We start from the raw sequence: 25,228 nt of genomic DNA on the forward strand, positions 1-25,228 counted from the left end.
GTTTTACTGAAATAAGCCTTTGGTGATGAGAGTAATAAAGATATCCGACAGCTCCTCGATCGACTTTCCTTTGCCTGGCTTATACCAGGTATGCATAAAGTTGCAGGCTCCCAGAACATACAGCACGACGATATGGCTGTCCTCGACTTTAAAGACGCCTTTTTTCTTGCCTTCTTCCAAGACGCGCACGAAGATGTCTTCATATTCATCCCGCTTCACCTGCACGGCCTGCTTTTTGTCGTCGCTTAAATACTTCATACAGTTAAAGAACAGGGTAATGTCGTCCTTAAATTGGTCAATGATCTGCAGGTGCATTTTCAGCAGTTCGATCAACTTATGCTCAGGCTCTAGCGCTTCGGCCTCTACCAGACGCAACCGTCTTAACCCTTCGACAATAAAGCGGTCGTGAAGCAAAAACAGCACGTCATCCTTGCTCTTAATGTAGTAATATAATCCGCCTTTGGTTAGACCGGCTGTGTCGGCTATATCCTGCATGGAGGTTTCATGGTACCCTTTCTTAACAAACAGAGACAACGCGATATCCAATATTTCCGTTTTTGTGTCGCTTCCCTGCCTGCGGTTCACTGAAGATCCGTCAAACGTCACTTGATTTCACACCTTTACTGTTATTAATTTTTGATTCGAACGTAATTTTCCAGCTTCAAACGCAGCTCATCGGTTAGCCGGGTCGTTTGCTGTACAATTAAATCATAACTCACCAGGACGGCTTCGCCTACCGCCAACAGCTCGTTCGAATCTTTATCATGGATTTCATGTCCCAGTTTGAAGCTGGATCTGCCGATTTCCATGACATAGGTGTGGATTGTCAAGGTCTGATGGATGTAGATCTGCTTCTTATATTCACAATGCAGTGAAGCAACGAGGAACGGGAACTTCCCGGATGGAAGCACCATGCCGGTGTCCAGCATAAAATCGACGCGCGCCTGCTCGAAATAAATAAAATAGCTGACATTGTTAATATGACCGAGTGCATCCGATTCACAATACCGGGTGCGTATTTCTGTAAGATGGACCAACCGCTTCACCTTCCCCCAAGAAACATACCGATCAGTCGGTATTTATTAACCTTATGATAATTATACCGACCGGATGGTATTTTGGCAATACCTGGTTCATTTCTTTGCTGCTTGGAAGGAAGACGCTGAACGTTCAGCGGCAGGACGGATTACTCATCACGATAAATGCCGAGTTCCTTGGCGATCAGCCGGATTTCGCCGCCTGCCGTCATTCCCCCGTCGAGCGTTATTTCCCCTCCGGTCATGTAGGAGGATTCGTCGGAAGCGAGAAAAATAACGGCCTGGGCGACTTCCTCCGGCTCACCCGCCCGTTCGAGGGCGTTCACTTTGTTAAAAGCCTCTACCATTGGCTTGGCCGGTAACGTAAGCGGCGTCCAGATGAAGCCGGGATTAACTGAATTCACCCTGATTCCCCAACCGCCAAATTCCTGCGCAGCGGCCTTGGTCATTCCTCTCACCGCCCATTTACTCGCGGTATAGGGAGCTGCAAAATAACCGGTCACTCCGGCGATCGACGACATATTAATAATCGACCCGCGGCCTGACTTTCGGAGCAGCGGCGCACTATATTTCATCCCAAGAAATACGCCGGTCTGGTTAACGGCAATCACCTGATTCCAATCGGCCAAAGAGCAGTCGACAAACCGTTCCCTTTTGGTAATTCCCGCGTTGTTGACTAAAATGTCCAGTTTCCCAAACTGTTTCTCGATCGAGATTGCAGCCTGAATCCAATCTTCTTCAAGGGTGACATTCAGTTCAAGCGGAATAACAGCCGCCGCTCCGCCCAATTCTTCCACCGCCTTCACCGTTTCCTGCAAAGCCGGCCTGCTGACATCGGACATGATAACGGCCTGCGCTCCTTCTTTGGCGAACATAACGGCTTCCAGCGCTCCAAGACCTCTCGAGGCACCGGTAATAAGCGCCACTTTCCCCTCCAGTCTTCCCCGCATTCGTCTCTCACCTCTTATCATGAATTACGCTTCCTTACCATGCGGCTTCGAGAAGAGCTACAATCTCGCCGGTTCCTTGTACAGGTCGGGGGCTGCTTGCCACGACCAGATCTCTCATGGCGTCCTCCGCAATCGGTTGAAACTGCTCTTTGCGCACCTGGACATCGCGAAGCCTTAGCGGCAGCTGCAAATCAGCCACCAGTTTGACCACCAGCTGCGAAGCCATTGCGGCGGCTTCCTCCACACTCCTGCCGCTTACTTCGCCACCCATGGCGGCACTGATCAGGGCTTGCTGTTCCAAGGTAAAGGGCAGCGAAAAGCGCATGACATGCGGAAGCATAATGCAGGAAGTGACGCCGTGGGCAACGTTGGCATGGGCTCCTATTTGGTGTCCGATGCCGTGGCTGAGTCCCATCATCACGTTGCTCACGCCAAAGAACGACATCCAGGCAGCCATTTGACATTGCAGCTTCGCTTGCAAATTCGCTGGATCTTTTTTACATTTCGGAAGATATTCGCTCAGCAGCCGGATCGATTGGAGCGCGAGCGCCGTGGTGATGGGGTGAGTTTGCTTGGAATAAACGGTTTCAATGGCATGATCCAGCGCTCTCATCCCGGTGGCCGACCACAGCCAGGCCGGCGTGTCCGTGCAGAGCTCCGGATCCATATATACGACTTTCGGCGTCAATTGGTCATCGATGTACAGTTCCTTTACCTTCCTGTGCTCATCTGTAATGCCGATAATGTTGGAAAACTCGGCTGCGGACAACGTCGTTGGAACGGCGATGTGCGGTATTAATTTTTGCTTGACTTGAGGAATTTCGATTTTATCTGGATACTCGAATTTGACCGAATACGATTGTAATTGCTGCGGCTCATCGAGGCCCTCTCCCAATACTAAAGCGATGGCCTTTGCAGAGTCGATGACCGTGCCGCCACCTAAACTGATTAACAGGTCGATACCCCGGTTCCTCAGCCTGGAAGCGATTTCGAAAATCGACTGGCTTGGCGCGTGCTGTACGGTACCCGAGAGGACAACCTCCAAACGGCTTCCCAACAGCTGTTCCAAGCGTTTGATAACCGGAGAAGCGAACAGGCTGTTACTGGTAAGCAATGCCGCTTTCCTGGCGCCTAAACGATCGATTTCCGCAGGCAAATTTTCAATGACGCCAGCACCATGGAACACTTTCTCAACCGGAATAAACCGGTAGCAGCTTGACATGAACATCACTCCTCTAATGGTTCCCTTTGCCTAAATAGATGGACGAAAGATCGTCGGAAGCGAGCAAAGCTTTCAAATAAGCGCTGTCCCCGCTTTTCACGATTGCGCCGCGATCCAGCACATAGCCATAGTCGGCGATGCGCAGCGCGAGTGCCGCCATCTGTTCCGAAATAAATATAGTCATTCCCGCCTGTTTAAGCTCTTGCAAAAAGGAATATACCTCGTCGATAATTACCGGAGCCAAACCCAGAGATGGCTCGTCGAGCAGAAGCAATTTAGGAGCCGAAAGCAAAGCCGCCGATATAATCAACAGCTGCTGCTGTCCTCCGCTGAGCGTGCCGGCCGGCTGGTGCTTTTTGCTTTCGAGGATCGGAAACCGCTGAAACACCTGCTCCATCTTGTTTGTTATCGTTTTCTTCTCAAGCCTGGGTGTACGAAAATGTGCGGCCAGCAGCAAATTATCGTACACCGTTTGGTCCTTGAATAAACGGCGGCCTTCCATTACGTGAGCGATGCCATGTTTGACACGTGCTTCCGTAGGCCATGCTGCAATGGAGATTCCTTCGTACAGCAGGTCCCCCTCCTCGGGCGTTACCAACCCGCTGATGAAATGAAGCAGGGTCGTTTTCCCCGAACCGTTCGCGCCAATGATGGCGGTAATCCCGTTGCTTCGAATGTCAAGGGAAACCCCTTTCAAGGCCTTGATTGGACCATAATTGACATGTACATTCCGCACGCTAAGCATGATTCGCAACCCCCAAATAGGCTTCAATCACCTGTTGATTCGTTTGCATGCCCTGCGCATCGCCCGAATAGATCATTTTACCGGAATCCAATACGATCACCTCATCGATAAGACCCATTAGAAATTCCATATGATGATCAATGAGGATGACCGAGATCCCCCGCGACTTGATATACCGGATAAGCTTGCTTAATTCCTGCATTTCATGCTCGGACAATCCCGCTGCCGGTTCATCCAGAAGCAGCAGTTCAGGTTCAGCCAGAATCGCTCTGGCTACTTCTACCATTCGCTGCACGCCGTACGGTAAATTTTCAACCAATTCTTCCGAGTACTGCGCCAATGAACAGAGCTCCATCATTTCATGAACTTTGACCAGCATTTCCTGTTCTTCAAGCAGAGAGCTTTTCAAATTGAGAACGCAGGACACAATGCCGGATCGGTATTTTTGATGTCTGCCTAACAGCAGATTTTCCTTGACCGTCATATTGCCGACATTGTGCGGGTCCTGAAAGGTTCGAATAATGCCCTGACCGGCAATGGCATGCGTAGGCATATTGGTGATTTCTGCCTTGCCGAAACTGATTTTGCCTTCAGTCACCGGGTAAACGCCGCTGATCACGTTGACCAATGTGCTTTTCCCCGAACCGTTAGGACCTACCAAGCCCAGAATGGTACCTTGCCCCAGCTCCAGGCTCACATGCTGCAGCGCGCGAAGTCCGCCAAAATCCTTGATCACGCCTTCCACCTTTAACTTTTTGTGATGAGGGCTGTAGGAAAGCGTGCGTGCCTCCCTCCCGGGAATGCGCACAGGCTTAACCTCAGAAATCTCAGAAATCGGCTTTACCTTTTGGAGACGTTTCTCCTTGCTAAGTGCCGTACGGATCCCCAATAAGCCGGCAAAGCCTCTGGGGATAAATAGAAAGGAAATGACGAGAAGAAGCGAATAAATCATCAGCTGATAATCTTTAATAAACTGCAGCTTGTTTGCAATAAAAGTCAAAAATCCGGCGCCGAGTATGGGACCGATAATGGTTCCGAATCCGCCAAGTATGCCCATAACCAGAATTTCAATCGATTGCATCATGCCGAAAGAATTCGCCCCGATGTAAGCCATCAGATGCGCATACAGCGCACCGGCAACACCCGCCAGGCAAGCGCTCATCGTATAGGCGAGCTGCTTTACCCTGCCCGGGGAGATGCCGATGCTGGCTGCGGAAAGCTCGCTCCGGTGAATAGCCAGAAAGGAACGGCCGTAGTACGACTGGACGAAATTTCGCAGCATCCACACCATCAACACGACAACCAGAAATACGATCCAATAATAGTGGATAAGATTCAATTGTATGCCGAACAAATGCATGGTGCCCAGCTTGGGTGAAGGGATTCCGCTTAATCCCATAACCCCGCCGGTGACGCTGGACCATTCTTTGATGATCTCCTCGATCACGAAACCGAAGCCCAAGGTCATCATCGCCAAGTAAAATTCTCTGACTCTTCCGGCCGGAAATGAAACAAGAAAGCCTACCAATGCGTTGACAGCAGCCGACAGTAAAATCGTAATATACAGAGGAAAACCGAAACGTACCATAAATATGGCGGAAACATAAGCGCCTATCGCATAAAACGCCGCATGGCCGAGAGAGATTTGACCGCCGAGACCGCTCAGCAGGTTAATACTTTGTGCTAACAAAATATTGATTCCCCAAAAAATAAACAGCTGCACATTAGAAGGTGACATCAACAATGGAGCTACGGCAGCCAGCAGAACAAGGATGATCGTCAATACAGGCTGAACGCCTTTTTGCATGCTCATTGTCGTCATACTTTCAACACCGCCCTGGACCCGAACAAGCCTTCGGGCTTTATCGCGAGAATGAGGATCAAAATAGCAAAGGCAACCCCGTGCTCCGCGGAACTGGACAGATACCCGCCAACCAGCTTTTCAATAACGCCGACCAGAATGCCGCCTGTTAAAGCGCCTTTCGAGCTTCCCACCCCGCCAAGTACGGTCGCGACAAAGCCAAGCACCATAATGTTCATCCCGAAGTCAGGGCTGACCGTCCCGTAGATCGGTGCGATCAGGAAGCCGGCGATACCAGCCAAAATCGCACTCAAAATAAAGGAATACGTAATGACGAGCTTGGATTTTATTCCCATAATGCGGGCTAATGTCGGATCGTAAGAGACTGCTTTCATTGCTTTCCCCCATATCGTCTTGTGCATGACCATTTCCATGAACAGCATGATAAACAGCGCAGCGAACAAGACGAGCAAGTATTGGGATGACAACTTGACGCTGAACAGCGAAACGTAATCCGTGCTTGTGAACAGAAATGCAGGATACGCTATCGCCTGTGATCCCCAGATTTTCGATGCCAGAGCCTGCAAAAACAGTCCGATCCCCAGGGTGGACACGATCCATCCCATACTGGAAGGATATTTGATTAAGGGACGAATCGATACTCTCTCCAGTATCATTCCCAGCAATGAAATGCAAATGAGTCCAAGCACAATGGCGACTGCCCAGGAAATTCCCATATTAAGAAATGATAGAATGAGCATGGAACAGAACATAATAAACGGCCCATGACCGAAATTGAGAACCTTGCTGGACCAAAATGTCATGTTGAACCCGTGAGCTACGAGGGAATAAACGGAGCCTACACAGACGCCGGCAAAAATTAATTCAAGCAAAAATTGAATATTCCCCATCCTGTTTCCTCCTCAAAGATAGATGCGGAGGGTAAACCGCCAAATGTCGACCCTCCCGCATTTTATTGCTGATAAGGGACCATTTGGATGTCGTCTCCATTTTTTACATACTGGAATAATCCAAGACCGTCAGTGCCAATAGCGTGATGCTTCTTGTCGCTAAACGTATAAATGGCATTTACCCCTTGGTAGTCTTTCATGGATTCCAAAGCCGCAATAATATCGGGTGTCTTCGTGCTGTCGGCTTTTTTCATCGCTTCAAACAGCACAATGGCTCCATCGTAGGCATTGGTGACGTTCAAAGACATGAACAACTGGGGCGTATCTCCATCTCCCCAATACCGGTCTTTCCCGTATTTTTTCATATAGGCGTCGGCAAATTCCTTGGCCGGAGCGGACAATGGGTTTTCACCGAACGCTTTGATCATCGTACCTATCGTGCCGACGACCAGATCGCCCGCGCCTTCTTTATAAGGGTTGGAAAGGGCGCCATTCGTCGCAACGAGAGGTACATTCATGTCCAGACGGCTCATTCCCTTACGAATGTTGGCGAGATCGGCGCCTAAACCGACGCAGACGATGACCTCCGCTCCCTCCTTTTTCAGTTTGGCCAATTGGGCCGTCATATCCGGCGCTTTCTGGTTGTATTGTTCACGTCCGACCGGAACGATGTTGTATTTCTCCTTCAATATGTTCTCTACCAATTCCATACCGGATTTGCCGTATGCCGTACTTTCGTGAATGAGACCGATCTTTTTCCACTGCTCTCCCGCGAATGTAGCGAGCACTTCCGTTTCCACATCGTTTTGCAGCGCGAAGGAAAAAACCGTTTTTCTCGGCGGGTTATTTACACCGTTAGGATACGTAACGTCGGTCGTCTGGGCCACGGGGTTAATTTGAATGATTCCGTAAACTTCCGTTAAAGGTACGGTAGCTAATGCCGGACCGCTCCCGGCAGGGCCGATGATCGCGACAATGCTTTTATCGTCAAGAAGCTGCTGCATGTTGTTTGCCGCCTTATCGGGAACAAGCTGGTCGTCCAAAGCGATAAGTTCGATCTTTTTTCCATGAATCCCGCCTTCCCGGTTCCACTTTTCAATGGCCAATTCGACCCCCCGTTTATTCCCCTCCCCATATTCGTTATAAGGTCCGGTCAATGCAGAAGTCATACCGATTTTGATTGTATCTCCGCTTGCTCCGCCGGATATTATCCCGTCGGATGTGCTTTTTTGCGGTTCAACGGCGGTTGAATTGGCACATGCGGCAGCAACCAACATAGCGAACGCAAGCAACAGACTCAACCATGTTCTCCATGTGTTCATGCTCTTCTTCATTTCACGATTCCCCCCCATTTTACAAAAAAATGAATAAGACAGGATCAGGCTGTATGGTGCGCACAACACTGCACACAATCAATATCGTTCAGATGGCATGTCGATTGATCTGCTTGCAACTATATCCTTCCCGGCAAGTATCCCCCTGCCGGGAAGACGGAATCAGGCACATTAACTTAGTAAAAATTCGTGTAGAGGTTCATCTCCCTCTCGAACGACTTCTGTTGAGAGAAGCGTGGCACAAGTCGGGCAGAAGTATTCATGATACCAAACTTGCGCATCGACGAAGCGCTTTACATCGACGCTTTTTAGACCAACCTTCCCTACATCGCTTTTGCGAACCGGGACACGGGACTTGTAATTCTGATCGCCGGCTGCGAGCACTTCCCCGCAATGGGAGCAACAAATTTCCGTGGCGCCATTTTTTTTGTTGAACCAAAAGTTATCGCCTAATGTCAACATGCCTTGTGGAACATGAAATTCCTGAAGCTTGAACTCCAAATGGGCGGAGACTGGAGCTCCGGCGTCTTCAAGGCGCTTCCTCCGGTTTTGCAGCCGACGCCGCTCCGTGCTTATCTCATCGACCGTTATGTCCTCGGTGAAAATAACGCCATATACCGTTTCGGCAAAAGAGATGGATGTAGTACCAGCCAGCACATCCTGCCGCACACGCTCAGGATCGCGAAGTAAAGGGTCACCATAACCGGCGCAAGAGCCCCAGTTCCATTCCAGAACATCCGAGTCGCCGAGTGCCAGAGCAGGTCCTTTTCCCGTTAACGAAGGCCGCTCGCCAGTGAGTTCATCCACCTTGTCGATGAGACGGCCCGATTGAAGAATTTCCTTAATGTTTGACGATTTTATTAATACCGTCTCACCGCGAGTCCCCGGAGATCCTCCCAAAATACCGGAGGTTTTGGGAATGCCTTCGGCAGTGTACACGCCCAGACCGACCTGGCCTTTGTGCGGCATATAAGCGAGGATACCGCCATTGCCACCGCGAAATTTTCCTGCTCCGGCCGAATCCTGATGTTCCTTGCGGTAGAGATATAAAATCGGCCAATCGCGTTCATAGCCTTCAACATTGGGCCCTTGGCCTTCAGGAATCCACCATTGTCCGTCCGCGAATGAACCGTCACGGTATGGAGTGGCTCCACTGCTGCCGATCATCGTATCCAGCATCGGTCCGACATAATACTCTCCGCGCTGGTTTGTTCCTGCATGTATTTGGATTTGCCATTGGCCGTTTGTGGTACTCAAAGCCAGTTTATGAAGCTCCGGATCGCTGGACGACAGCAGCATTTTGGTTACAACCGAGTTCGCCATCGCTATCCCAAGCTCCGTTGCGTAAATGCCCGCCGGGCTTACCGCGACTCCATAGTCAGGACAAGTCATGGTGCCGGTGGTAGGTATAAACTCGCAGTGTCGGGCCGCTCCTCCGCCGCCGGCCCCCATTTGGTCGGCCAATAAAATCACGTTGAAAGCCGAGAGAATGGCACCTCGCCAGGCGGCAAACGGCAGATTAATCGCACCCGCTTGCCCGTCGGTTCCTTCATTTTTAACGGTCAATGTGTTACCTTTCTTCGAAATCGACAGTTCGATCCGGTACACACCGCGATCCCCTGTAACCGCCACTTCCTGATAGGCACGCTCTCTCCACGTTCCATCCGGTATGGTCGAAAGACGATCGAGCAGCGCCTTTTCACTTGTATTCAGCACCTTTTTCATGACGCCCTTCACTGTCTTGGGTCCATACTTTTTAATCAGACCCAGGATTCTTGCACGTGACGCATGGCAGGCGGCGATTGCTGCCCGCAAGTCCAATGCTACGTTTGCCGGAGTGCGGGATTGCCGTCTGAAGGCCGCTTCAATTTCAGTATCCAGCTTGCCTTCTTTCACAATTCTGACTGGCGGAAATACCGGCGGGTCAAAGTAAATGTCTTGAGCGTTTGGACAAAAACTTCCCGGAGTCGTTCCTCCCACGTCATTTTGGTGCAGGCAGTTGGCAACCCAGCAGAAGATCTGACCTTCCCAGAATACAGGAGCAAATATACCTACATCCGGTTGATGCGCTGTGCCGACCCATGGATCGTTTTGCAAAAACACATCCCCGTCATGAATGCCCGGTTCTTCCCCCCGTTTCTCTATGACATACTTGATCATGATATCCAGCATACCACCGAAATATTGAAGATAAGGGCCGAAAAAAAGAATTTCTGCATCCTCGGTAAAAATGGCGGTTTGGAAGTCCCTAGTTTCCAAAGTGATCGGAGATACCGCCAAATTTTCCACAATCTTGCCTTGTTCCAAATTGACATTCCAAAGATTATGACGAACCACTTCATACGTAATCGGATCAATCTCTTCATCATATTCGTTGTGAAGGCTTACTGAAGGGGGGACTTGCAAGGGGTCGATCGGGATGTACGCCCGCTGGACGCCGTCCCAAAAATTACGATGCCGCTCCTGCTCCTGCAGTGATTTCATGGCTATTCCTCCTCCGAATTGGAATTGATCCGAATCATGTAGTCGCCATGATCCGTTTTGGTCACGGTTTGATTTTCGTACACCACGATAGAAGTCCCTTGCAAATCAATGACGGCCGGTCCTGCCACCACATTCCCGCTTGTCAGTAAACTCCCATTGTAAATATCGGCATCCACAGGCGGACGATGACGGCTAAAGTATACTTTCCGGCTGGGCTTCCTGGCTTGATCGCTTGGAGATTTGCTGCTATGTAAATCCGCTTTTCTGTCAAACTTACGTACTTCTACCATCGGTTCGCAGCGAACAGAAACAATTTCAATCCTTGCTTCGGGCAGAAGTGCGGCCGAGCCGTACCGCTCCTCATACTGACGCGAAAATTCAGTAAGTAGATCCGTCAGCACGGCTTCATCCAATTTTCCTGTCGGAACCTTGATTTCCAACTCATGCCGCTGCCATTGATAGCGTATTTTCGCATAGCGTGAAAAGTGGACGGGTATATCTTCGCCGACTTCCGTTGCGACAATCTCCGCTCCTTTCTTTTCCAGTTCGAGGAATGGCTTTTCGAGACTTTCCGGAGAAAAGGGCGAAAGAAGCCCAACTTCTCCTTCAAGTTCATAGCGGATATCGCTTGTGGATATACCAAACGCCGACCAAACAGAGGAAGTTTCACCAGGAACAATAATCATTTGGATTCCCAAATCACGCGCATAAGCCGCAGCATGGATAGGGCCGGCTCCCCCGTATGCGACGACTGCAAAATCCCGTGGGTCAAAGCCTCTTCCGATAACCTCGTTTTCAATCAGATTCGCCATTTTCGCATTGACAATCTCCACCGTCCCCAATGCGGCCTCAATGGTGGAAATGCCAAGCTGCTCGGCAATGTTACCCATGGCTTTTTCCGCCAACTCCACGCTTGGTTTAAGTCCGCGACCCTTTCCGAATCCAAACACCGCTTCCGGATCAATATACCCTAACAGAAGGTCCGCATCGGTTACAGTAGGTTCTGTGCCGCCCATTCTGTAGCACGCGGGACCGGGATTTGCTTTTGCGCTTTTCGGCCCTACCCGCATGGCCTTGCTGTAGGGATCAATCCACGCGATGCTTCCGCCGCCGGCACCAATAGAAATGATTTCAACATTGGGCACGTTATATTGATACTTCTCTAAAACGGTTTTTTCGGCGGAAAGCGGCTGTCCGTCCCGAATAATCCCGATATCAAAACTGGTGCCGCCCATATCGGTGCCGATCAGATTATGAATATCTAATTCCTTCATGATCTTCACGCAGCCCATGATACCGCCGACAGGACCCGAACCGATCGTTTGAACAGGCAGCTGCTTGCTTCGTTCGAGCGGGATCATTCCCCCGTGACACTGCATGATCAGCAAAGGAGCTTTAACGCCTTTCGTTTGAAGACTGCCGCTGATTTCCTCCAAATACCTGGAAGTAACCGGCCCGACATAAGCATTGATGACCGCCGCCACCGTCCGTTCGTATTCTCCTAACGTTTTTGTCACCTCATGTCCACAAGTAACGAAGACGGAATCGTCCATTTCGTGAATTATTTCTTTGGCCCGCTGTTCATGTTCCGGATTTTTAAACGACCAAAGGAATGAAATCGCGACGGCATCCACGTTTTGCTCCAATAACTTACGGGCGGCTTCCCTTACATGACTTTCATTTAGCGGTACAATCACTTCGCCCTGCGAATCGATTCGCTCGGTCACCCCAATGATGAGCTCCTTGGGTACCAGAGGTTTTGGCTTGACCGTCTCGGTCACCTTCAGTATATTTTCCGACGGCTCTCCCGTTACACGTCCCAATCCGCGCATCATGTTGATGGTATCCTCAAAACCATAGGTTGTCAGCAATCCTACGCGCGATCCATTATTCTCCACTACCGTATTGGTTGCCACGGTAGAGCCGTGTGAAATCATGCTTATATTTCGATAAAGTTCCGCCGGGCTTAAACCGAGCTTCTCGCCTGCGGATTCAATGCTGTTAAAAAAACCGGAGTTGAATTTATCATGGTAGGTGGTCAGGGCTTTTCCTTCAACAACCGTCCCATCACTTGCAACAAGCACGGAATCCGTAAATGTTCCGCCAATGTCGACAGAACAGATCAAGTCAAGCTTCGAGCTCTCCATACATACCTTCATCCTTTCAAGTGTTGTTATTTTGTAATAACATACTGACCAGATGGTATTTTTATTCGCCAAAGAATGGCCATCAAAAAAACCGACTAGACGGTATTTTAATGGCATACATATTTTAGCCCGCTGCTGTCGTATTGGGTATAAGGGCCGAAAGATTGGGCTTGTTCTCGAGAGAAAGCAGCTCATGGATTAACTGCTCCAATTGTTCCGATGAAATCTGCATCTCTTTTCTAAGATCGCGAATGATTTCAATATCTCTTTCGGTCTCCAAATTATAATAGTCCTGTGTAATATTCATTTCTCTGACCAATTTTTGGCCGTTTTTGAGTTCTACAGAGATTTTGTTGCATAGAGGATTCATGTTTTTTTCAGGGATTATGGTCGTTTTGCCGATTAACTGATTTAACGTTTCATGCTCGAATCTTTTGAGGTTTGCTAGCGTCATTTCACCATCCATCAAAGAGGACGAGACGCAAAAAGGGGCACTCATCAACGTCTGACTGATATTTTGAAAAGGACCTTTGGAACTCATTCCCGGATAATTGGCTTCATAATCGTTCATTTCGATTACGATGCTTTGAATCTGTTCCACCTGGATATCAAATTCCTTTTTCATCTCAAGAGCGTTGATCACAGGAGATTGATTGAAGGCACAAACCGGATACAACTTGAAGGTCACATTTAAGATTTCATACACCTTGCCTAAATGCTGTACACACTTTAACGGATCTTTATGATTTCCGGCAAAAGCATGTAAAAAACCCGCATTTCCTTCGAAAGCCAATGTGGTAGCAACAGCACCGCGTTGAGCTAATAAAGCGCATAATATTCCGTTTTTGGCCGCCAGCCCGTTCTCAAACCTCCATTCCATAGTTCCGGCCGCAAACGCTTCCAAAGTTCCGAAAGCAAAGCTTGCTGCAAAGCCTAAAGCATGGGCGGTCTGTTCTTCCGTTAAATGAAGAAGCTTGGCCGCTGCGGCGGACGCTCCCAAAATGCCATAAACCGAGCTCGCCCTGAATCCTCGCGGCGTGGACTGGGAAGTGTAGTGCCTGCTAAGGGCACCTCCAACTTCATAGCCCGCTATGAGCGCTGTCAGGATTTCTTTTCCGCTGGCCCCCCTTGATTCTCCCAACGCCAATACAACCGGAATGACGATTGTACCCAAGTGTGCCGTATTATGCGTGTCCTCCTGAACGCGGCTGTGAAGCATGACAGCGTTTGCAAAAGCGGCTTCCATAACCGTACATTTGGAGCCGTTGTACAATAAAGTCGCTTCATGTGCTCCTCTGCCGTTCACGCCGGCGATTTCCGCAGCAATTCGCGGGAAATCCGTGTCGTAACCAGCGAGACCAACACCGATTCCGTGGATAAGGCAGGTTTTGGCTTTTTGCACAACTTCAACCGGAATTTCCTCAAAACGCAGACGATGGACGAACGAAGCCAGTGTTTCACTAACGGTTTGAGACATTTCTCCTCTCCTTTCAAAATGAAAAATCAATCGTTAGTTGTTGGAATAGTCTGTATGTTCTGAATTATATCACCGCTTCATTTCCACAGTCAACGTTAATTCGTTTGGGGAGCTGAAAAAGTTTTTCGGTATAAAAAAGTACGATCAACTTCCACTTGCCGCCTGTGACTGCAAGCGTTAATTCCTTCTTGCCACTCATCTCCCTTATATTAATTCGGTCTTTTACCTCACTCGCCATGATTATCAGCCTCCTTTCAATAGTATGCTATAAGTCACTACATAACATTAAAGTGCGTACTTCCTTTCTAAAAACTTTGGGTTTAATATAACTCCTGTGGCCGACGGACACATATACAACCTAAGACAGAAAAAGGAGTGAACACTTAGTATGAATCGATTTACAATTCCACGTGATATATATTATGGGCATGGCGCTTTGGAAATCCTCAAAACATTAGAGGGAAAAAGAGCCGTGCTTGTCATCGGAGGAGGTTCAGTCAAAGCGAGTGGCAAACTCGCCCAAATTGAAAGCATGCTTGCGGAAGCCGGCATAGAAACACGGGTCATCGAAGGGATAATCTCGGAACCGACCGTCGCGATGGTCATGGAAGGGGTCAAAGCCCTCAACGAGTTCCAGCCGGACTGGGTGATCGGCATTGGCGGAGGCTCACCGATGGATGCTGCGAAAGCCATGTGGGTATTCTATGAACATCCGCAGCTTACCTTCGAAGAGGCAAGCCGTCCGTTTACCATGCCTAAATTGCGGACCAAAGCCAAATTCATCGGTATTCCGACGACAAGCGGCAGCGCCTCGGAAATTTCAAATCTGTCGGTCGTCATTGACGAGAAAACGGGTATCAAATACCCCCTCGCCGATTTCGAGCTGACACCGGATCTGGCGATCATCGATCCTTCGATGGTAGAATCTATGCCTAAACAAATAACGGCCTATACCGGCATGGACGCGCTGACTCACGGGATTGAATCATATGTAGCCAAGCCCCGCACTCTACTAACCGATGCGCTGGCGATTGAATCGGTCGAGTTGGTGAAACAGCATCTTCTTCACTCGTACGAAGGCAATCCGCAATCGCGCGAAGCGATGCATATCGCCCAAGGTATGGCCGGTATGGCTTTCGCCAACGCAGTGCTGGGTAATGTTCACAGCCTTTCCCACAAAAGCGGCCCGACCTTCGATATTCCGCACGGCTGTGCCAATGCGATTTATTTGCCTTACGTCATCCAGTTTAACCGTACGGTTGTCGCCGACCGCTATGCGGCCATTGCCAAACGGATCGGTCTTAACGGCCAATCGACGGATGAGCTGGTAGATGCGCTGGTAGCTTGGGTCCGTGAGTTGAACCGTAATATGGGTATCCCCAGCACGCTGAAAGAGTACGGTGTGTCCGAAGAACTCTTCAACGCGCATATGGACAGCATGGCGGCAAACGCCGTGAAAGATCCATGCACAGGTACGAACCCGCGTGAAACGTCGGTAGAAGAAATGAAAAAACTGTACATCGCCGCGTTTAAAGGCGAAGACGTAACGTTCTAATTTCTTCATAGGCTACACCAAAAAGGCAATCCAAAAACTTCGGTTGATCTAAGGGGCTGCCTTCCGATTGGAAGGACAGCTCCTTTAATCTATATTCCGTTACAGCGTAGAGGCTTTAACTTTAGCGATGCCGTTATAGCTGCTGCCAAGCTTCATCGATCGTTACCTCCGCTATCGTTTTTTCTCCTCGTATCGTAAACCAATTCCCCAGCTATGCTGAACAAGTCTGCTTTAAGCTCGATCAATTCGACCCGCACATCACCCGGCGTGACGGATAAGGCCTCGCAGCAAGCCTTCGTGATTCCGGCAACCAGCTTTCTTTTCGTTTCCAAATCCCGGCCTTCCACCAATTTCAGTTCAATATAGGGCATGTGAAATCTCCTCCGATCCCTAATGTACAACTACGCCGCCTGCTTCCACTTGCACCTTTCCCAGGAGGCCCCAAGCTTTCCGGTATCAATTTAAGTCGCCGGTTCGATTGCTTTCATTTTTTGCGCTGCCTCGATGACGGATTCGATGATGTTTTGGTACCCGGTGCAGCGGCATATATTGCCGGATAACGCTTCACGGATCTCGTGTTCCGACGGGTCAGGATTCTCGGCAAGATAGGCGGAGACAGTGATTATAAATCCGGGTGTACAGAACCCGCACTGCAATCCGTGCTTCTCCCGGAAGGCCTCTTGAATGGGATGAAGCTGTTCAGGCGAGCCCAACCCTTCGATCGTAGTCACCGACCGGCCGTTTGCCTGTACGGCCAAAGTCAGGCAGGACCGGACGGCGTCGCCATCCAGCAATATCGTGCAAGCGCCGCAAACCCCTTGTTCACATCCTACATGGGTGCCTGTCAGCCCCAATTCCCGGCGAATAAAATCGGTCAGCAGCGTGCGGACATTTACTTCCCGCTCGTACTTTACTCCATTAACCGTCACGGATATTTTTTGTGTGCCCACCGCCTCAGCCATTTACTTTACTCCCTTCCATTGTTCGTAAGCCATCTTTAATGCTCTGCCGCTTAAAACGGCCGCCGCTTCCTTCCTGTATTCAGCACTGGCAATCTCCGATACTCTCCGGCCCTTGATATCGGAAAATTGCTTGACAAATGCCGCCTGTTTATCCGCTTCCTCATCCGGATTGACTTCCGCTTGAATGTCTTTTTGGAGCTGCTCAACCCATTCATGACCGAACGTTAAGCCGCGCCATTTCTCTACCGCCCGGACACGGTAAGGCACGCCTTCGCCGCTCACATTCCCCAGAGCTACCCGCACATCGATAATGGTGCCCTTATCATCCAGGTCAAGCGTGGCAGCTGCAGACACGATAGGGACATGGCCGTGACGCCGGGTCACTTCCAGGAAGGCATAGCCGGTCGTTTTTGAAAGCAGCGGAAACCGGATTTCGGTCAACATTTCATTCGGATTGAGTACGGTGGTGAAATGGCTTTGAAAAAAGCCTGCTGCCGGGACGGTTCGCTCGCCTTGCGGTCCTGCAATGACCATCTCGGCGTCAAGCAAACGGGCAACGACTCCAAATTCAGCCCCCGGCGCATTTTGAACCAGACTTCCGCCGATCGTCCCGCGATTGCGAATCTGAAAATGCGCTATATGCTCAGCCGCTTTCCGTAAAATAGGGCAATGAGACTCTACCAGGTCCGAACGTTCAATCGTACGATGGCGGGTCAACGCTCCAATGGCCAAACTGTCCGAGGTTAGCCGAACATAGTCCAAATCGGTAATGCCATTGATATCTACAATATAGGAGGGTCTGGTTTGACGCATATTCATTTCTTGAAGAAGGCTTTGACCTCCGGCAATAATGCGGGAATCTGCTCCGTATTTTTGTAAGGCATGAATGGCTTCACTTACACTGTGGGCAACCACATATTCAAATGGAGCGGGTTTCATCCTGATTCACCTGTCCTTCCCGGATAAATAATCCAGAAATTGGCTAGCTGGCTTTGCCGATTCTTCCTCATGCTTGCTTTTCTCCAAAAGGGAGTCCCTCCGAATACTTCCTAAGCTCCTCATAGTCATGGGAAGGAAGAACAAAATCGGCATCCCTCTTGATCTTCTTCATCGCGCGGTACGCGGCCTCCAAATCGTAAAACAGGCCCGGCGGGATCCCCTTGTTGACATTTAGCTCCACTTTTCGGGCGATATCACCCAAAATCACGGCGTTACCCGCAGAAGTCCGGACGTAGACGGCTTGACTTCCCGGGGTGTGCGTATTCGAGAATAAAACGCATCTGACGCCTGGAGCAATTTCTTCATCCCCATCAATCAAGTGTACTCTGGACCATAACGGATCAATTAATTCCGCAATGTCTTTACGATCATAGAAAAGAGCGCCGCCGCCGAAATCGAGCTCGCGGGAAACCATGGGAACTGCCGCCGCCTGCAATTCCGTCCGCTGAATAATGATTTTGGCGCGAGGCAGCAGCCCGCATCCCCCCGCGTGATCGTAGTGGAGGTGCGTGAAAATGACCGTTGGGATATCCTCCAAACTGTAGCCGTACTTGGACAGCTGCGCCTTCAGCGTCCATTCAGGCTTGGATCGATGCGGACCCAGACCTTGCAGCTGCACACAACGTTCCGCGTCACGAAAACCGGTATCGACGAGAATGGGTTCGCCTCCGTGCTGAGGTACCAGCAGCCATGCCGTAATTGGGACGCTTACAAGCGACTTTTCACGGGACAGCGACCAGAACGCGTCCAGAACTTGCGGCACATCGGCTTCTCCGAGAAGCAAAGGGTAGATTTTCCAGTCAGGATTTGGCATAAGCGTTTCTCTCACCTCGTTTAATCCATTGCAATACCTTCTCCGGCGAAAGCGGCAGGTTTTTCACCCTTACACCGAATGGCTCCAAGGCATCCTCCACCGCATTGGCGACGGCGGCAGGCGACGGGATGGCCCCGCCTTCCCCCATTCCCTTGGTACCTAGCGGAGTAAAAGGAGAAGGACATTGAATATGATGGGATTCGATAACCGGTACTTCCATCGCGGTTGGACACAAATAGGTTTGGAAATCAAGATTGACTAATGAACCGCTTGAATCATACGCCAAATCCTCCATTAGGGCGCCGCCGATTCCGTGAGCAATACCGCCGGCAATTTGTCCGTTGATGATCATGGGATTAATAATGGTTCCGCAGTCATGGGAAACTACAAATTTTTCGATTTTAATTTGCCCCGTCTGAACATCCACCTCTACTACGGCAATGAACACTCCTGTCGGATGGGTCGTATACAGATTGACCCGGCCGTTCTCGTCCGGTTCCCATGTGACCGACGGACTGGTCCATGTGTAGGTGCATTCCAAATTCACATCCAATCCCTCGGGAATCGTGCCGTATGGCCCAGGCCAAAGATGAATTTTATTTCCAAGGTCCTTGAGACGGATGGATTCCTCTTGAGCGCTGCTTCCTCTTTTTCTTATGAAACCGTTATCCACTTCAAGCTCGCTCGGATCTATCCGGAGAAGATGTCCGGCAATTTTGATTAATTTATCCCGCAGCAATTTAGCCGCTTCATGTACAGCCGATACGGTGAACGTTGCTCCGCGGGATGAGAAAGGTCCCAATCCATAAGGAGTTACATCGGTGTCTCCGTACAAGAACGTAATATTATCAATGTCTACTTTCATAATGTCGGATACGATTTGTGGCAATGTAGTTTCAACGCCCTGCCCTATATTTTGATGACTCGTCAGGATTTGAAAACCTCCCTCCGGGGTCATGCGGACCGTAGCCGCCTGGAAACCGTTAAAGATCCCGTTAAATACCGCAGCCCCTGAAGGCTCAAGCATGGCTGAAATACCGATTCCTATATATTTGCCCTGCTTGCGCAATTCTTTTTGCCGCTCTTTCAAACGATCGTAACCGGCCTTCTCCAGAGCAAGACGCATTAATTGATCAAAATCACCGCTGTCATATATCGGGCCGGCAATATTCCGGTACGGGTATTCATCCTTCGTAATAAAATTGCGGTTGCGTAATTCTATTGGAGAAATCTTTAGACACTGGGCCACCATATCCATCATGCGTTCCACAGGGTAGCTCGCGATATCCTTACCGTAGCCGCGATGGGCGCCATAAGGCCCTTTGTTGGAGACAACCCCAAGCACTTCAACATCATAAACAGGAATTTTATAGGCTCCGGGAAAATACGATCCGGCTACCAGCAGGGCCGGTGTACCCGGGCCGTGGCAAGTTCCGTCCATACCTATGTTTGCAAGCAATTTGGCTTGAAGACCCGTGATCCGATAATCCTGGTCAAGACCGATCTTTATTGTGCAGGAATAGTCGCGCGATTGCATGCCGGACAACATATTTTCCACCCGGTCTTCGGTCCATTTCACCGGCTTGCCCAACTTGCGCGCCATAATACAAACGATGATTTCGGCATCGGCCTGTAATTTGGTCCCATATCCCGCCCCCACATCAGGTGCAATGACTCGAATATGGTGTTCAGGCATCTTTAACGTTTGGGCGATCAGTGTACGTACCTGATGCGGAGCTTGCGTCGAACAGGTGACGGTTAATTTCCGGGAACCCGGGTTATAATCCGCTATACAAACGCGTGATTCAATCGGGGTCCCGGTATAGCGACTGTGGGTGATGGTCTCTTCAAATACGTATGCCGAGTTCTTAAAGGCTTCCTCAATGTCGCCGATGGTACTTTTCCAATCTTGTTGGATATTATCGCCCCACTCCTCATAAAGAAGGGCAGCAGGTTTCAAGGCGTCTTCGATCGTCACAACCGCGGGAAGAGGCTCGTAGTCCACTTGGATCAAATCAACCGCATCTTCCGCAATATACCGGTCAACCGCCGCAACTACAGCAACGGCCTCACCGACAAAGCGGACCTTCCGGTGCGCAATCGGATATACCTCCGGAACTTTATTGAATATATCAATCGTCGTTGCCAATCTCCCTGTATATTTCAGCGACTCCTCACCCGTCAGAACGGCAACCACACCCGGTAATTTTTGCGCTTGGCTTGTATCGATGTTTCGAATATAAGCATGAGCATGAGGGCTTCTCAAGATCGCCAGGTGAAGCATCCCTTTCAATTCAATGTCATCCGTGAAACGGCCATAACCGGTTAACAATCTCGGGTCCTCTTTCCGCTTATAACTGACTCCCAATCCGGTTTTCGTTTCTGTCATGACAACATCGCCTCCTCAGAACTTGCATTGAAATTCCTGATCCTGATGACCCGCCGGCAAATATGAAACAAGATGCAGTCCGATGTAAACGGTTGCATTCTGTAATAAAAGACAGTTCCGTTAGTCTTTCAGGATGATTTCCGGGGAATCCATCATGCAGTCTAACGGATGAAGTTACGTTACGCTGCATTTAGAGTATGGAACCGATCCTTGGAACAAACCCCAGTCTCCGGGAAATGCGCAATCCGGCTTCCATTAGTTCGCGGGTTAATTCGTTCTTATTTTCCACCATGCGGAAAGAAGGACCGCCCAGACTAATCGTTCCTACCGATCGTCCGGTGTAATTGTAGATGGGAACCGCATAACAGGTTAGGCCCGCTTCGATTTCTTCACGGTCCATTGCATAGCCGGCTTTGCGTATGTTTCTTAGCTCCTCATGCAGCTGTTCAAGATCCACAATGGTATTTGGCGTATATCGGGCCATCCCTTTTTCTTGAATAATCCGGTCCACTTCTTCTCTTGAATAAGTGGACAGTATGGCTTTTCCTACGGCGGTGCAGTGAACAGGTCTCCTCATGCCTAACTCAGCCCTTATACTAATTGATCTTGAACCCTCAATTTTATAAAGGTAGACGGTTTCACCGCTATGATAGGCCGCAAAAAAAGAAGTTTCCCCGGTAATCTCCGACAATTCACGCAAATGACGGGAGGCGACTTCTACGATTTGCATTTTATGCAGTCCGAATACTCCGATCTCCAGCGTCTTCAAACCAATCGAATATTTGTCCGTACTCGGATCGAATTGAACGTAATTCCGGCTTTTTAAAGTTTCCAAAAGCCTATAGATCGTAGTCTTGGGTAAATCGACCTCCTTCACTAATTCCGCAAGAGCTACTCCTTCGCCCTTCTCGGATACCAATTCCAAGAGGATTAAGGCGCGCTCCACGGTAGAGTTGACCTGTTGATGCTCAGTCCCTTCCAAAATGACGATTCACTCCTTTCTTCATGAGGATTGCTGCCAGCTGCCGGGTATGAATGCCGATTTTTCACTTGGGTGTAAATGGAACGTTATTCCATTCACAGCCTATTATACGCAAGCGGAATATGAATATATGCCACAAATTACTTAGACAAAAAAAGACTTGCCTGGCATGAATGCATACAATATGCAACTCAAATGCACAGGTCAAGTCTGTGTTCTTGTCCATTACGATGATATTCCAACATGAGCGAGATCGCCTATTGCGTTACTTGCCGCTGCCCGGTAAAAAACTCAGATTCAGCCAATTTTCCTGAACGGTATCGAAGTTTTTGTCCAGCTCATTCAGATCTTTTAAAATTTCGAAAGCATTTAGCGTCCCTTCTACATTGACATTGCCGTCCACGATCCAGGTGGGGATTATCTTTTGATAATAATCGCGAACCAAATCTTCTTCATAGCCCAGCTTTTCAGACGCGTACGCAATCAACTCTTCAACGTGCTCCTTCGCATATTCAATCGCTTCTTTGTGACCCGCCAATACCGCTCGAACCGCATCGGGATTGGTTTTGATTAATTCGTCGCTGGCAAACACAAAGCTGTGCTGATAGTTTTTGTAAACCTCGATGTCGGCGGCCTTCACGATGGTTTTTCCGATGCCGTCCTTTTCAATTCTGGAGACGGCCGGCTCCGTCGCCACAACCGCGTCAACGACACCTTGCTCCAACAAAAGATATGCGTCGACTCCGCCTGCAGGCCGTAAATCGGTTTCCGTTTCCGGGACTCCGTACTCTTTTAAAATATTTTTTGCAGCTTGGTGGTTTCCGCCGCCCAGCGCCCCTGTTCCCAACACTTTGCCTTTCACATCTTCAACCTTTTCCACCTTCTTTCCGCCGACCAACACAAACGGATTTTCCCTGATCGCGGGAGATGCCACCACCTTAATCGGGACACCGCGGGAAATGCCGGTCAAGATCGGGGTTCCGAAGTTTCCCATATCGATATCCCCGCCGGCGACTCCGGCCAAGGCTTCCGGTCCTCCCGCGTCAAAGTGGATCACATCCAGGTCGATACCATGCTTTTCGTATATTCCGTTCTCCTTGGCAAAATCAGTATGAATATCTGTTAAATCCGGTTTTAACTGCACATATACGATTTTGGTAAGCTTCTTTGTTTCCGCAGCGTTTTGCTCCGCTCCACTGGAAGGATTGCCGGACTCTTTCGCTGTCCCCCCGTTTACGTTCGATGGACTGCTGCCGCATGCGGATAACGCCATGATCAAGACAAATACCGAGCCAATCCAAGCGAACCATTTTCTCGCCTTCATTTTTTTGTACGCCCCCTTTGCTTAGTCATTGCCGCGCCAAGCGTCAAACCGTTGACTCAAATAAAACCAAAAGCGATCCATCGCAATCCCGAAAGCCGCAATGATGAACACACCCAAAAATACGATGTCGGTTTGGAACGTAGCGCCGGCATACATAATCATATAACCGAGACCTGCTTTCGATCCGAATATTTCGGCGCCGATTACGCCAATCAAAGCCCTGCCTGTCGCAAGCTGCAAAGCCGTCATCAGGAAAGGCACGGACATCGGCAGCGCAATCGTCCAGAAAATTTGTCGCTGTGACGCACTATACGATTTCGCCACTTTAGTCAAATCCCCGTCAATGCTTCTCATCCCCATAACCATGTTGACAATGATCGGAAATATGGCGCTAAGGAAGACCAGAACGATCTTGGAACTTGATCCCAATCCGAACCAGATGATAAACAAGGGCATCAGTGCGATTCTTGGCGTCGTGTACATGGCAGCAACCACCGGACCGAACGCCTGGTTTAGCCGTTTATACCAACCCAGCAAAATCCCGATCGGTACGCCGACAAGGACAGCCAATCCATAACCGATAATAAAGATCTGACCGCTGGCAATCGTATGTTTCCATAATTCGCCGCTCGCTGCCATCTCCAGGCCTTTGTTCAAAACCCGGGTCGGCGAGCTCGAAAATTGAGGCTTGACCCATCCCGAAATGCTAAAAATCTCCCATATTATCAGCAGGAGCAGGATCACCCCGCCGCCTAACGAAAGACTGATTCCCGTCTGCTTTAGTTTTCTGAGCACCATTTTGTATTTATGGATCCGATGCTTTCGTTCCGTTAGAGAAATCGCGGATTTCGTCAAAATGTCTCCTTCAGATTTCATAGTCCTGGTTCACCCTTTTTCCCGCCGACTTATTGATGGCGCTCCATACCCGCTGGGTCAATTGATCAAAATACGGATTTTGTTTGACTTCCGGCGTTCGCGGTCTTGGCAGATCAATGCGAATCTCCTTTACGATTACAGCCGGCCGGGGCGAAAATACGATGACCCGATCTGACAACAGTACGGCTTCGTCGATTTGGTGCGTGACCATGAGTACGGTTTTTTTCGTCAGCTCCCATAATAACAGCAATTCATTTTGCAGACCTTCGCGGGTGATGGCGTCAAGCGCCGAGAAGGGCTCATCCATCAGCAGCACCTGCGGCTCGCATGCCAGCGCTCTTGCCAGATTCACTCTTTGCTGCATGCCTCCTGAAAGTGCAGAAGGATAAAAGTTTTCATAGTCCTCGAGCTTGGCCATTTTGATGTACTTTCTGGCTCTTTCTACGGCTTCCCGTTTCGGTATGCCCATGATTTCGAGTCCGTACGTAATATTTTTAAGCGTCGTACGCCAGGGCAGCAGAGACGCTTTCTGGAAGACAACCGCACGATCGGGGCCGGGACGTTGAACCGGTTTGCCGTCTATCCGGATCGTTCCGCCAGACGCCTTGAGCAATCCCGCAACGGCATTAAGAAACGACGATTTCCCGCAGCCGCTTAAGCCGACGATCGTCACGAACTCTCCGGGCTTGATGTCCAGGGATACGTTATGAACCGCTTCCGTGGTTTCACCGGATTTATGGTTTTCATAGGAAATCATTAGATTTTCAACGGACAGCTTTGGCTGTGGTTGTTCCTGATTGGAAGAAATCCCCTCTGCAACCGCTTGCCCGACGGCTAATGACATGGTACGTTTCCCTCCTTCTTTACAAATGTAAAAAAAGAAAGAGGCTCAATCTTGTGTTTGATCCAGCCTCCAGTGATCCAGTTAGCTATATTCTGTTATTTTGAAGCGTGAATCTTGTCATGTTTAAACACTTGCTTGCGGTATTCGCCAATAATGTCTTCCGGCAAGTCCGTTACCCGGATTCCCGTCAGCTGCTCGGCATCGGGCGCAACGTACAAGGCGTCAACAGGGCAATACGCTTCACACATAAAACATGTCTGACAGTCGTCTACACGCGCTATTGCGGGAACGCCGTCTGTGTTGCGATCGAATACATTCGTTGGACATACCGATACGCATATATTGCAGGAAATACAAGTTTCTTCGTTTAACACC

Annotated in this window: 23 protein-coding genes; 1 reads left to right on the forward strand and 22 read right to left on the reverse strand. The window is 49.6% G+C overall.

Annotated features, from left to right (window positions below; translation table 11 throughout):
- Positions 1 to 3: 3 nt before the first annotated feature.
- From NR121_RS13655 to NR121_RS25185, 12 genes are all read right to left on the reverse strand, one after another.
- Positions 4 to 606, reverse strand: coding sequence for a TetR/AcrR family transcriptional regulator (locus tag NR121_RS13655; RefSeq protein WP_054818802.1), 603 nt, complete (start codon positions 604 to 606; stop codon positions 4 to 6).
- Positions 607 to 629: 23 nt separating this feature from the next.
- Positions 630 to 1,037 (reverse strand): acyl-CoA thioesterase, encoded by a 408-nt coding sequence (locus tag NR121_RS13660; RefSeq protein ID WP_054818801.1) that lies wholly within the window; start codon positions 1,035 to 1,037, stop codon positions 630 to 632.
- 149 nt (positions 1,038 to 1,186) lie between these two features.
- Positions 1,187 to 1,987 (reverse strand): SDR family NAD(P)-dependent oxidoreductase, encoded by an 801-nt coding sequence (locus NR121_RS13665; protein WP_062409141.1) that lies wholly within the window; start codon positions 1,985 to 1,987, stop codon positions 1,187 to 1,189.
- A gap of 34 nt (positions 1,988 to 2,021) precedes the next feature.
- Positions 2,022 to 3,209, reverse strand: a complete 1,188-nt coding sequence (locus tag NR121_RS13670; RefSeq protein ID WP_062409142.1) for an iron-containing alcohol dehydrogenase — start codon at positions 3,207 to 3,209, stop codon at positions 2,022 to 2,024.
- A 13-nt stretch (positions 3,210 to 3,222) separates the two neighbouring features.
- Entirely contained in the window at positions 3,223 to 3,954 is a 732-nt protein-coding gene (locus NR121_RS13675; protein WP_062409143.1) for an ABC transporter ATP-binding protein, read from the reverse strand.
- Positions 3,947 to 5,776, reverse strand: coding sequence for a branched-chain amino acid ABC transporter ATP-binding protein/permease (locus NR121_RS13680; protein WP_062409144.1), 1,830 nt, complete (start codon positions 5,774 to 5,776; stop codon positions 3,947 to 3,949). The genes NR121_RS13675 and NR121_RS13680 overlap by 8 nt, the downstream gene beginning before the upstream one ends.
- Positions 5,773 to 6,666 carry a branched-chain amino acid ABC transporter permease gene (locus NR121_RS13685; protein WP_201023556.1) on the reverse strand — a complete coding sequence of 298 codons (894 nt, stop codon included), beginning with the start codon at positions 6,664 to 6,666 and terminating at the stop codon, positions 5,773 to 5,775. Before NR121_RS13685 ends, NR121_RS13680 begins: the two co-directional genes overlap by 4 nt.
- 62 nt (positions 6,667 to 6,728) lie before the next feature.
- Positions 6,729 to 8,000, reverse strand: coding sequence for an ABC transporter substrate-binding protein (locus tag NR121_RS13690; protein ID WP_201023558.1), 1,272 nt, complete (start codon positions 7,998 to 8,000; stop codon positions 6,729 to 6,731).
- Positions 8,001 to 8,171: 171 nt separating this feature from the next.
- On the reverse strand, positions 8,172 to 10,484 hold the full coding sequence (locus NR121_RS13695; RefSeq protein WP_062409145.1) for a hydantoinase B/oxoprolinase family protein: 2,313 nt from the start codon (positions 10,482 to 10,484) through the stop codon (positions 8,172 to 8,174).
- 2 nt (positions 10,485 to 10,486) lie between these two features.
- Positions 10,487 to 12,631: a hydantoinase/oxoprolinase family protein gene (locus NR121_RS13700; RefSeq protein WP_062409146.1), complete on the reverse strand. Its 2,145-nt coding sequence runs from the start codon at positions 12,629 to 12,631 to the stop codon at positions 10,487 to 10,489.
- Between the two features lie 124 nt (positions 12,632 to 12,755).
- The gene (locus tag NR121_RS13705; protein ID WP_062409147.1) at positions 12,756 to 14,108 is read right to left on the reverse strand and encodes an MmgE/PrpD family protein; all 1,353 of its coding nucleotides are present in this window, start codon (positions 14,106 to 14,108) and stop codon (positions 12,756 to 12,758) included.
- Positions 14,109 to 14,172: 64 nt separating this feature from the next.
- The gene (locus tag NR121_RS25185; protein WP_160327381.1) at positions 14,173 to 14,346 is read right to left on the reverse strand and encodes a hypothetical protein; all 174 of its coding nucleotides are present in this window, start codon (positions 14,344 to 14,346) and stop codon (positions 14,173 to 14,175) included.
- Between the two features lie 150 nt (positions 14,347 to 14,496).
- Between NR121_RS25185 and NR121_RS13715 the strand changes: the two genes are divergently transcribed.
- The gene (locus tag NR121_RS13715) at positions 14,497 to 15,663 is read left to right on the forward strand and encodes an iron-containing alcohol dehydrogenase (protein WP_054818789.1); all 1,167 of its coding nucleotides are present in this window, start codon (positions 14,497 to 14,499) and stop codon (positions 15,661 to 15,663) included.
- A 152-nt stretch (positions 15,664 to 15,815) separates the two neighbouring features.
- On the opposite strand, the gene NR121_RS13720 is transcribed toward NR121_RS13715, so the two are convergent.
- The 10 genes from NR121_RS13720 to NR121_RS13765 form a co-directional block, all read right to left on the reverse strand.
- The gene (locus NR121_RS13720; RefSeq protein ID WP_062409148.1) at positions 15,816 to 16,034 is read right to left on the reverse strand and encodes a tautomerase family protein; all 219 of its coding nucleotides are present in this window, start codon (positions 16,032 to 16,034) and stop codon (positions 15,816 to 15,818) included.
- Between the two features lie 90 nt (positions 16,035 to 16,124).
- Positions 16,125 to 16,625 carry a (2Fe-2S)-binding protein gene (locus tag NR121_RS13725; RefSeq protein WP_062409149.1) on the reverse strand — a complete coding sequence of 167 codons (501 nt, stop codon included), beginning with the start codon at positions 16,623 to 16,625 and terminating at the stop codon, positions 16,125 to 16,127.
- On the reverse strand, positions 16,626 to 17,564 hold the full coding sequence (locus NR121_RS13730; protein ID WP_062409150.1) for an FAD binding domain-containing protein: 939 nt from the start codon (positions 17,562 to 17,564) through the stop codon (positions 16,626 to 16,628).
- Positions 17,565 to 17,631: 67 nt separating this feature from the next.
- Positions 17,632 to 18,438 carry an N-acyl homoserine lactonase family protein gene (locus NR121_RS13735; RefSeq protein WP_062409151.1) on the reverse strand — a complete coding sequence of 269 codons (807 nt, stop codon included), beginning with the start codon at positions 18,436 to 18,438 and terminating at the stop codon, positions 17,632 to 17,634.
- Positions 18,425 to 20,827 carry a xanthine dehydrogenase family protein molybdopterin-binding subunit gene (locus NR121_RS13740; protein ID WP_062409152.1) on the reverse strand — a complete coding sequence of 801 codons (2,403 nt, stop codon included), beginning with the start codon at positions 20,825 to 20,827 and terminating at the stop codon, positions 18,425 to 18,427. Before NR121_RS13740 ends, NR121_RS13735 begins: the two co-directional genes overlap by 14 nt.
- Before the next feature lie 190 nt (positions 20,828 to 21,017).
- Positions 21,018 to 21,809 (reverse strand): IclR family transcriptional regulator, encoded by a 792-nt coding sequence (locus tag NR121_RS13745; protein WP_074727480.1) that lies wholly within the window; start codon positions 21,807 to 21,809, stop codon positions 21,018 to 21,020.
- 265 nt (positions 21,810 to 22,074) lie between these two features.
- On the reverse strand, positions 22,075 to 23,133 hold the full coding sequence (locus NR121_RS13750) for an ABC transporter substrate-binding protein (protein ID WP_054818779.1): 1,059 nt from the start codon (positions 23,131 to 23,133) through the stop codon (positions 22,075 to 22,077).
- 21 nt (positions 23,134 to 23,154) lie between these two features.
- The gene (locus NR121_RS13755) at positions 23,155 to 24,009 is read right to left on the reverse strand and encodes an ABC transporter permease (protein WP_054818778.1); all 855 of its coding nucleotides are present in this window, start codon (positions 24,007 to 24,009) and stop codon (positions 23,155 to 23,157) included.
- Complete coding sequence (locus NR121_RS13760) at positions 23,999 to 24,853, reverse strand: ABC transporter ATP-binding protein (protein ID WP_082660803.1); 855 nt, start codon at positions 24,851 to 24,853, stop codon at positions 23,999 to 24,001. The genes NR121_RS13755 and NR121_RS13760 overlap by 11 nt, the downstream gene beginning before the upstream one ends.
- 95 nt (positions 24,854 to 24,948) lie before the next feature.
- A complete protein-coding gene (locus NR121_RS13765; RefSeq protein WP_256831337.1) occupies positions 24,949 to 25,227 on the reverse strand; it encodes a 4Fe-4S binding protein in 279 nt (92 codons plus the stop codon).
- Position 25,228 lies beyond the last annotated feature (1 nt).

It is taken from the genome of Paenibacillus sp. Pae15 (assembly GCF_024519685.1).
Classification (GTDB): Bacteria; Bacillota; Bacilli; order Paenibacillales; family NBRC-103111; genus Paenibacillus_G; species Paenibacillus_G naphthalenovorans.

Coding starts and splice junctions, on each gene's coding strand:
- NR121_RS13695 (WP_062409145.1), bottom strand. CDS start 10,484: ATGAAATCACTGCAGGAGCAGGAGCGGCATCGTAATTTTTGGGACGGC.
- NR121_RS13685 (WP_201023556.1), bottom strand. CDS start 6,666: ATGGGGAATATTCAATTTTTGCTTGAATTAATTTTTGCCGGCGTCTGT.
- NR121_RS13680 (WP_062409144.1), bottom strand. CDS start 5,776: ATGACGACAATGAGCATGCAAAAAGGCGTTCAGCCTGTATTGACGATC.
- NR121_RS13665 (WP_062409141.1), bottom strand. CDS start 1,987: ATGCGGGGAAGACTGGAGGGGAAAGTGGCGCTTATTACCGGTGCCTCG.
- NR121_RS13720 (WP_062409148.1), bottom strand. CDS start 16,034: ATGCCCTATATTGAACTGAAATTGGTGGAAGGCCGGGATTTGGAAACG.
- NR121_RS13730 (WP_062409150.1), bottom strand. CDS start 17,564: ATGAAACCCGCTCCATTTGAATATGTGGTTGCCCACAGTGTAAGTGAA.
- NR121_RS13675 (WP_062409143.1), bottom strand. CDS start 3,954: ATGCTTAGCGTGCGGAATGTACATGTCAATTATGGTCCAATCAAGGCC.
- NR121_RS13750 (WP_054818779.1), bottom strand. CDS start 23,133: ATGAAGGCGAGAAAATGGTTCGCTTGGATTGGCTCGGTATTTGTCTTG.
- NR121_RS13735 (WP_062409151.1), bottom strand. CDS start 18,438: ATGCCAAATCCTGACTGGAAAATCTACCCTTTGCTTCTCGGAGAAGCC.
- NR121_RS13760 (WP_082660803.1), bottom strand. CDS start 24,853: ATGTCATTAGCCGTCGGGCAAGCGGTTGCAGAGGGGATTTCTTCCAAT.
- NR121_RS13670 (WP_062409142.1), bottom strand. CDS start 3,209: ATGTCAAGCTGCTACCGGTTTATTCCGGTTGAGAAAGTGTTCCATGGT.
- NR121_RS13715 (WP_054818789.1), top strand. CDS start 14,497: ATGAATCGATTTACAATTCCACGTGATATATATTATGGGCATGGCGCT.
- NR121_RS13740 (WP_062409152.1), bottom strand. CDS start 20,827: ATGACAGAAACGAAAACCGGATTGGGAGTCAGTTATAAGCGGAAAGAG.
- NR121_RS13725 (WP_062409149.1), bottom strand. CDS start 16,625: ATGGCTGAGGCGGTGGGCACACAAAAAATATCCGTGACGGTTAATGGA.
- NR121_RS13755 (WP_054818778.1), bottom strand. CDS start 24,009: ATGAAATCTGAAGGAGACATTTTGACGAAATCCGCGATTTCTCTAACG.
- NR121_RS25185 (WP_160327381.1), bottom strand. CDS start 14,346: ATGGCGAGTGAGGTAAAAGACCGAATTAATATAAGGGAGATGAGTGGC.
- NR121_RS13690 (WP_201023558.1), bottom strand. CDS start 8,000: ATGAAGAAGAGCATGAACACATGGAGAACATGGTTGAGTCTGTTGCTT.
- NR121_RS13705 (WP_062409147.1), bottom strand. CDS start 14,108: ATGTCTCAAACCGTTAGTGAAACACTGGCTTCGTTCGTCCATCGTCTG.
- NR121_RS13700 (WP_062409146.1), bottom strand. CDS start 12,631: ATGGAGAGCTCGAAGCTTGACTTGATCTGTTCTGTCGACATTGGCGGA.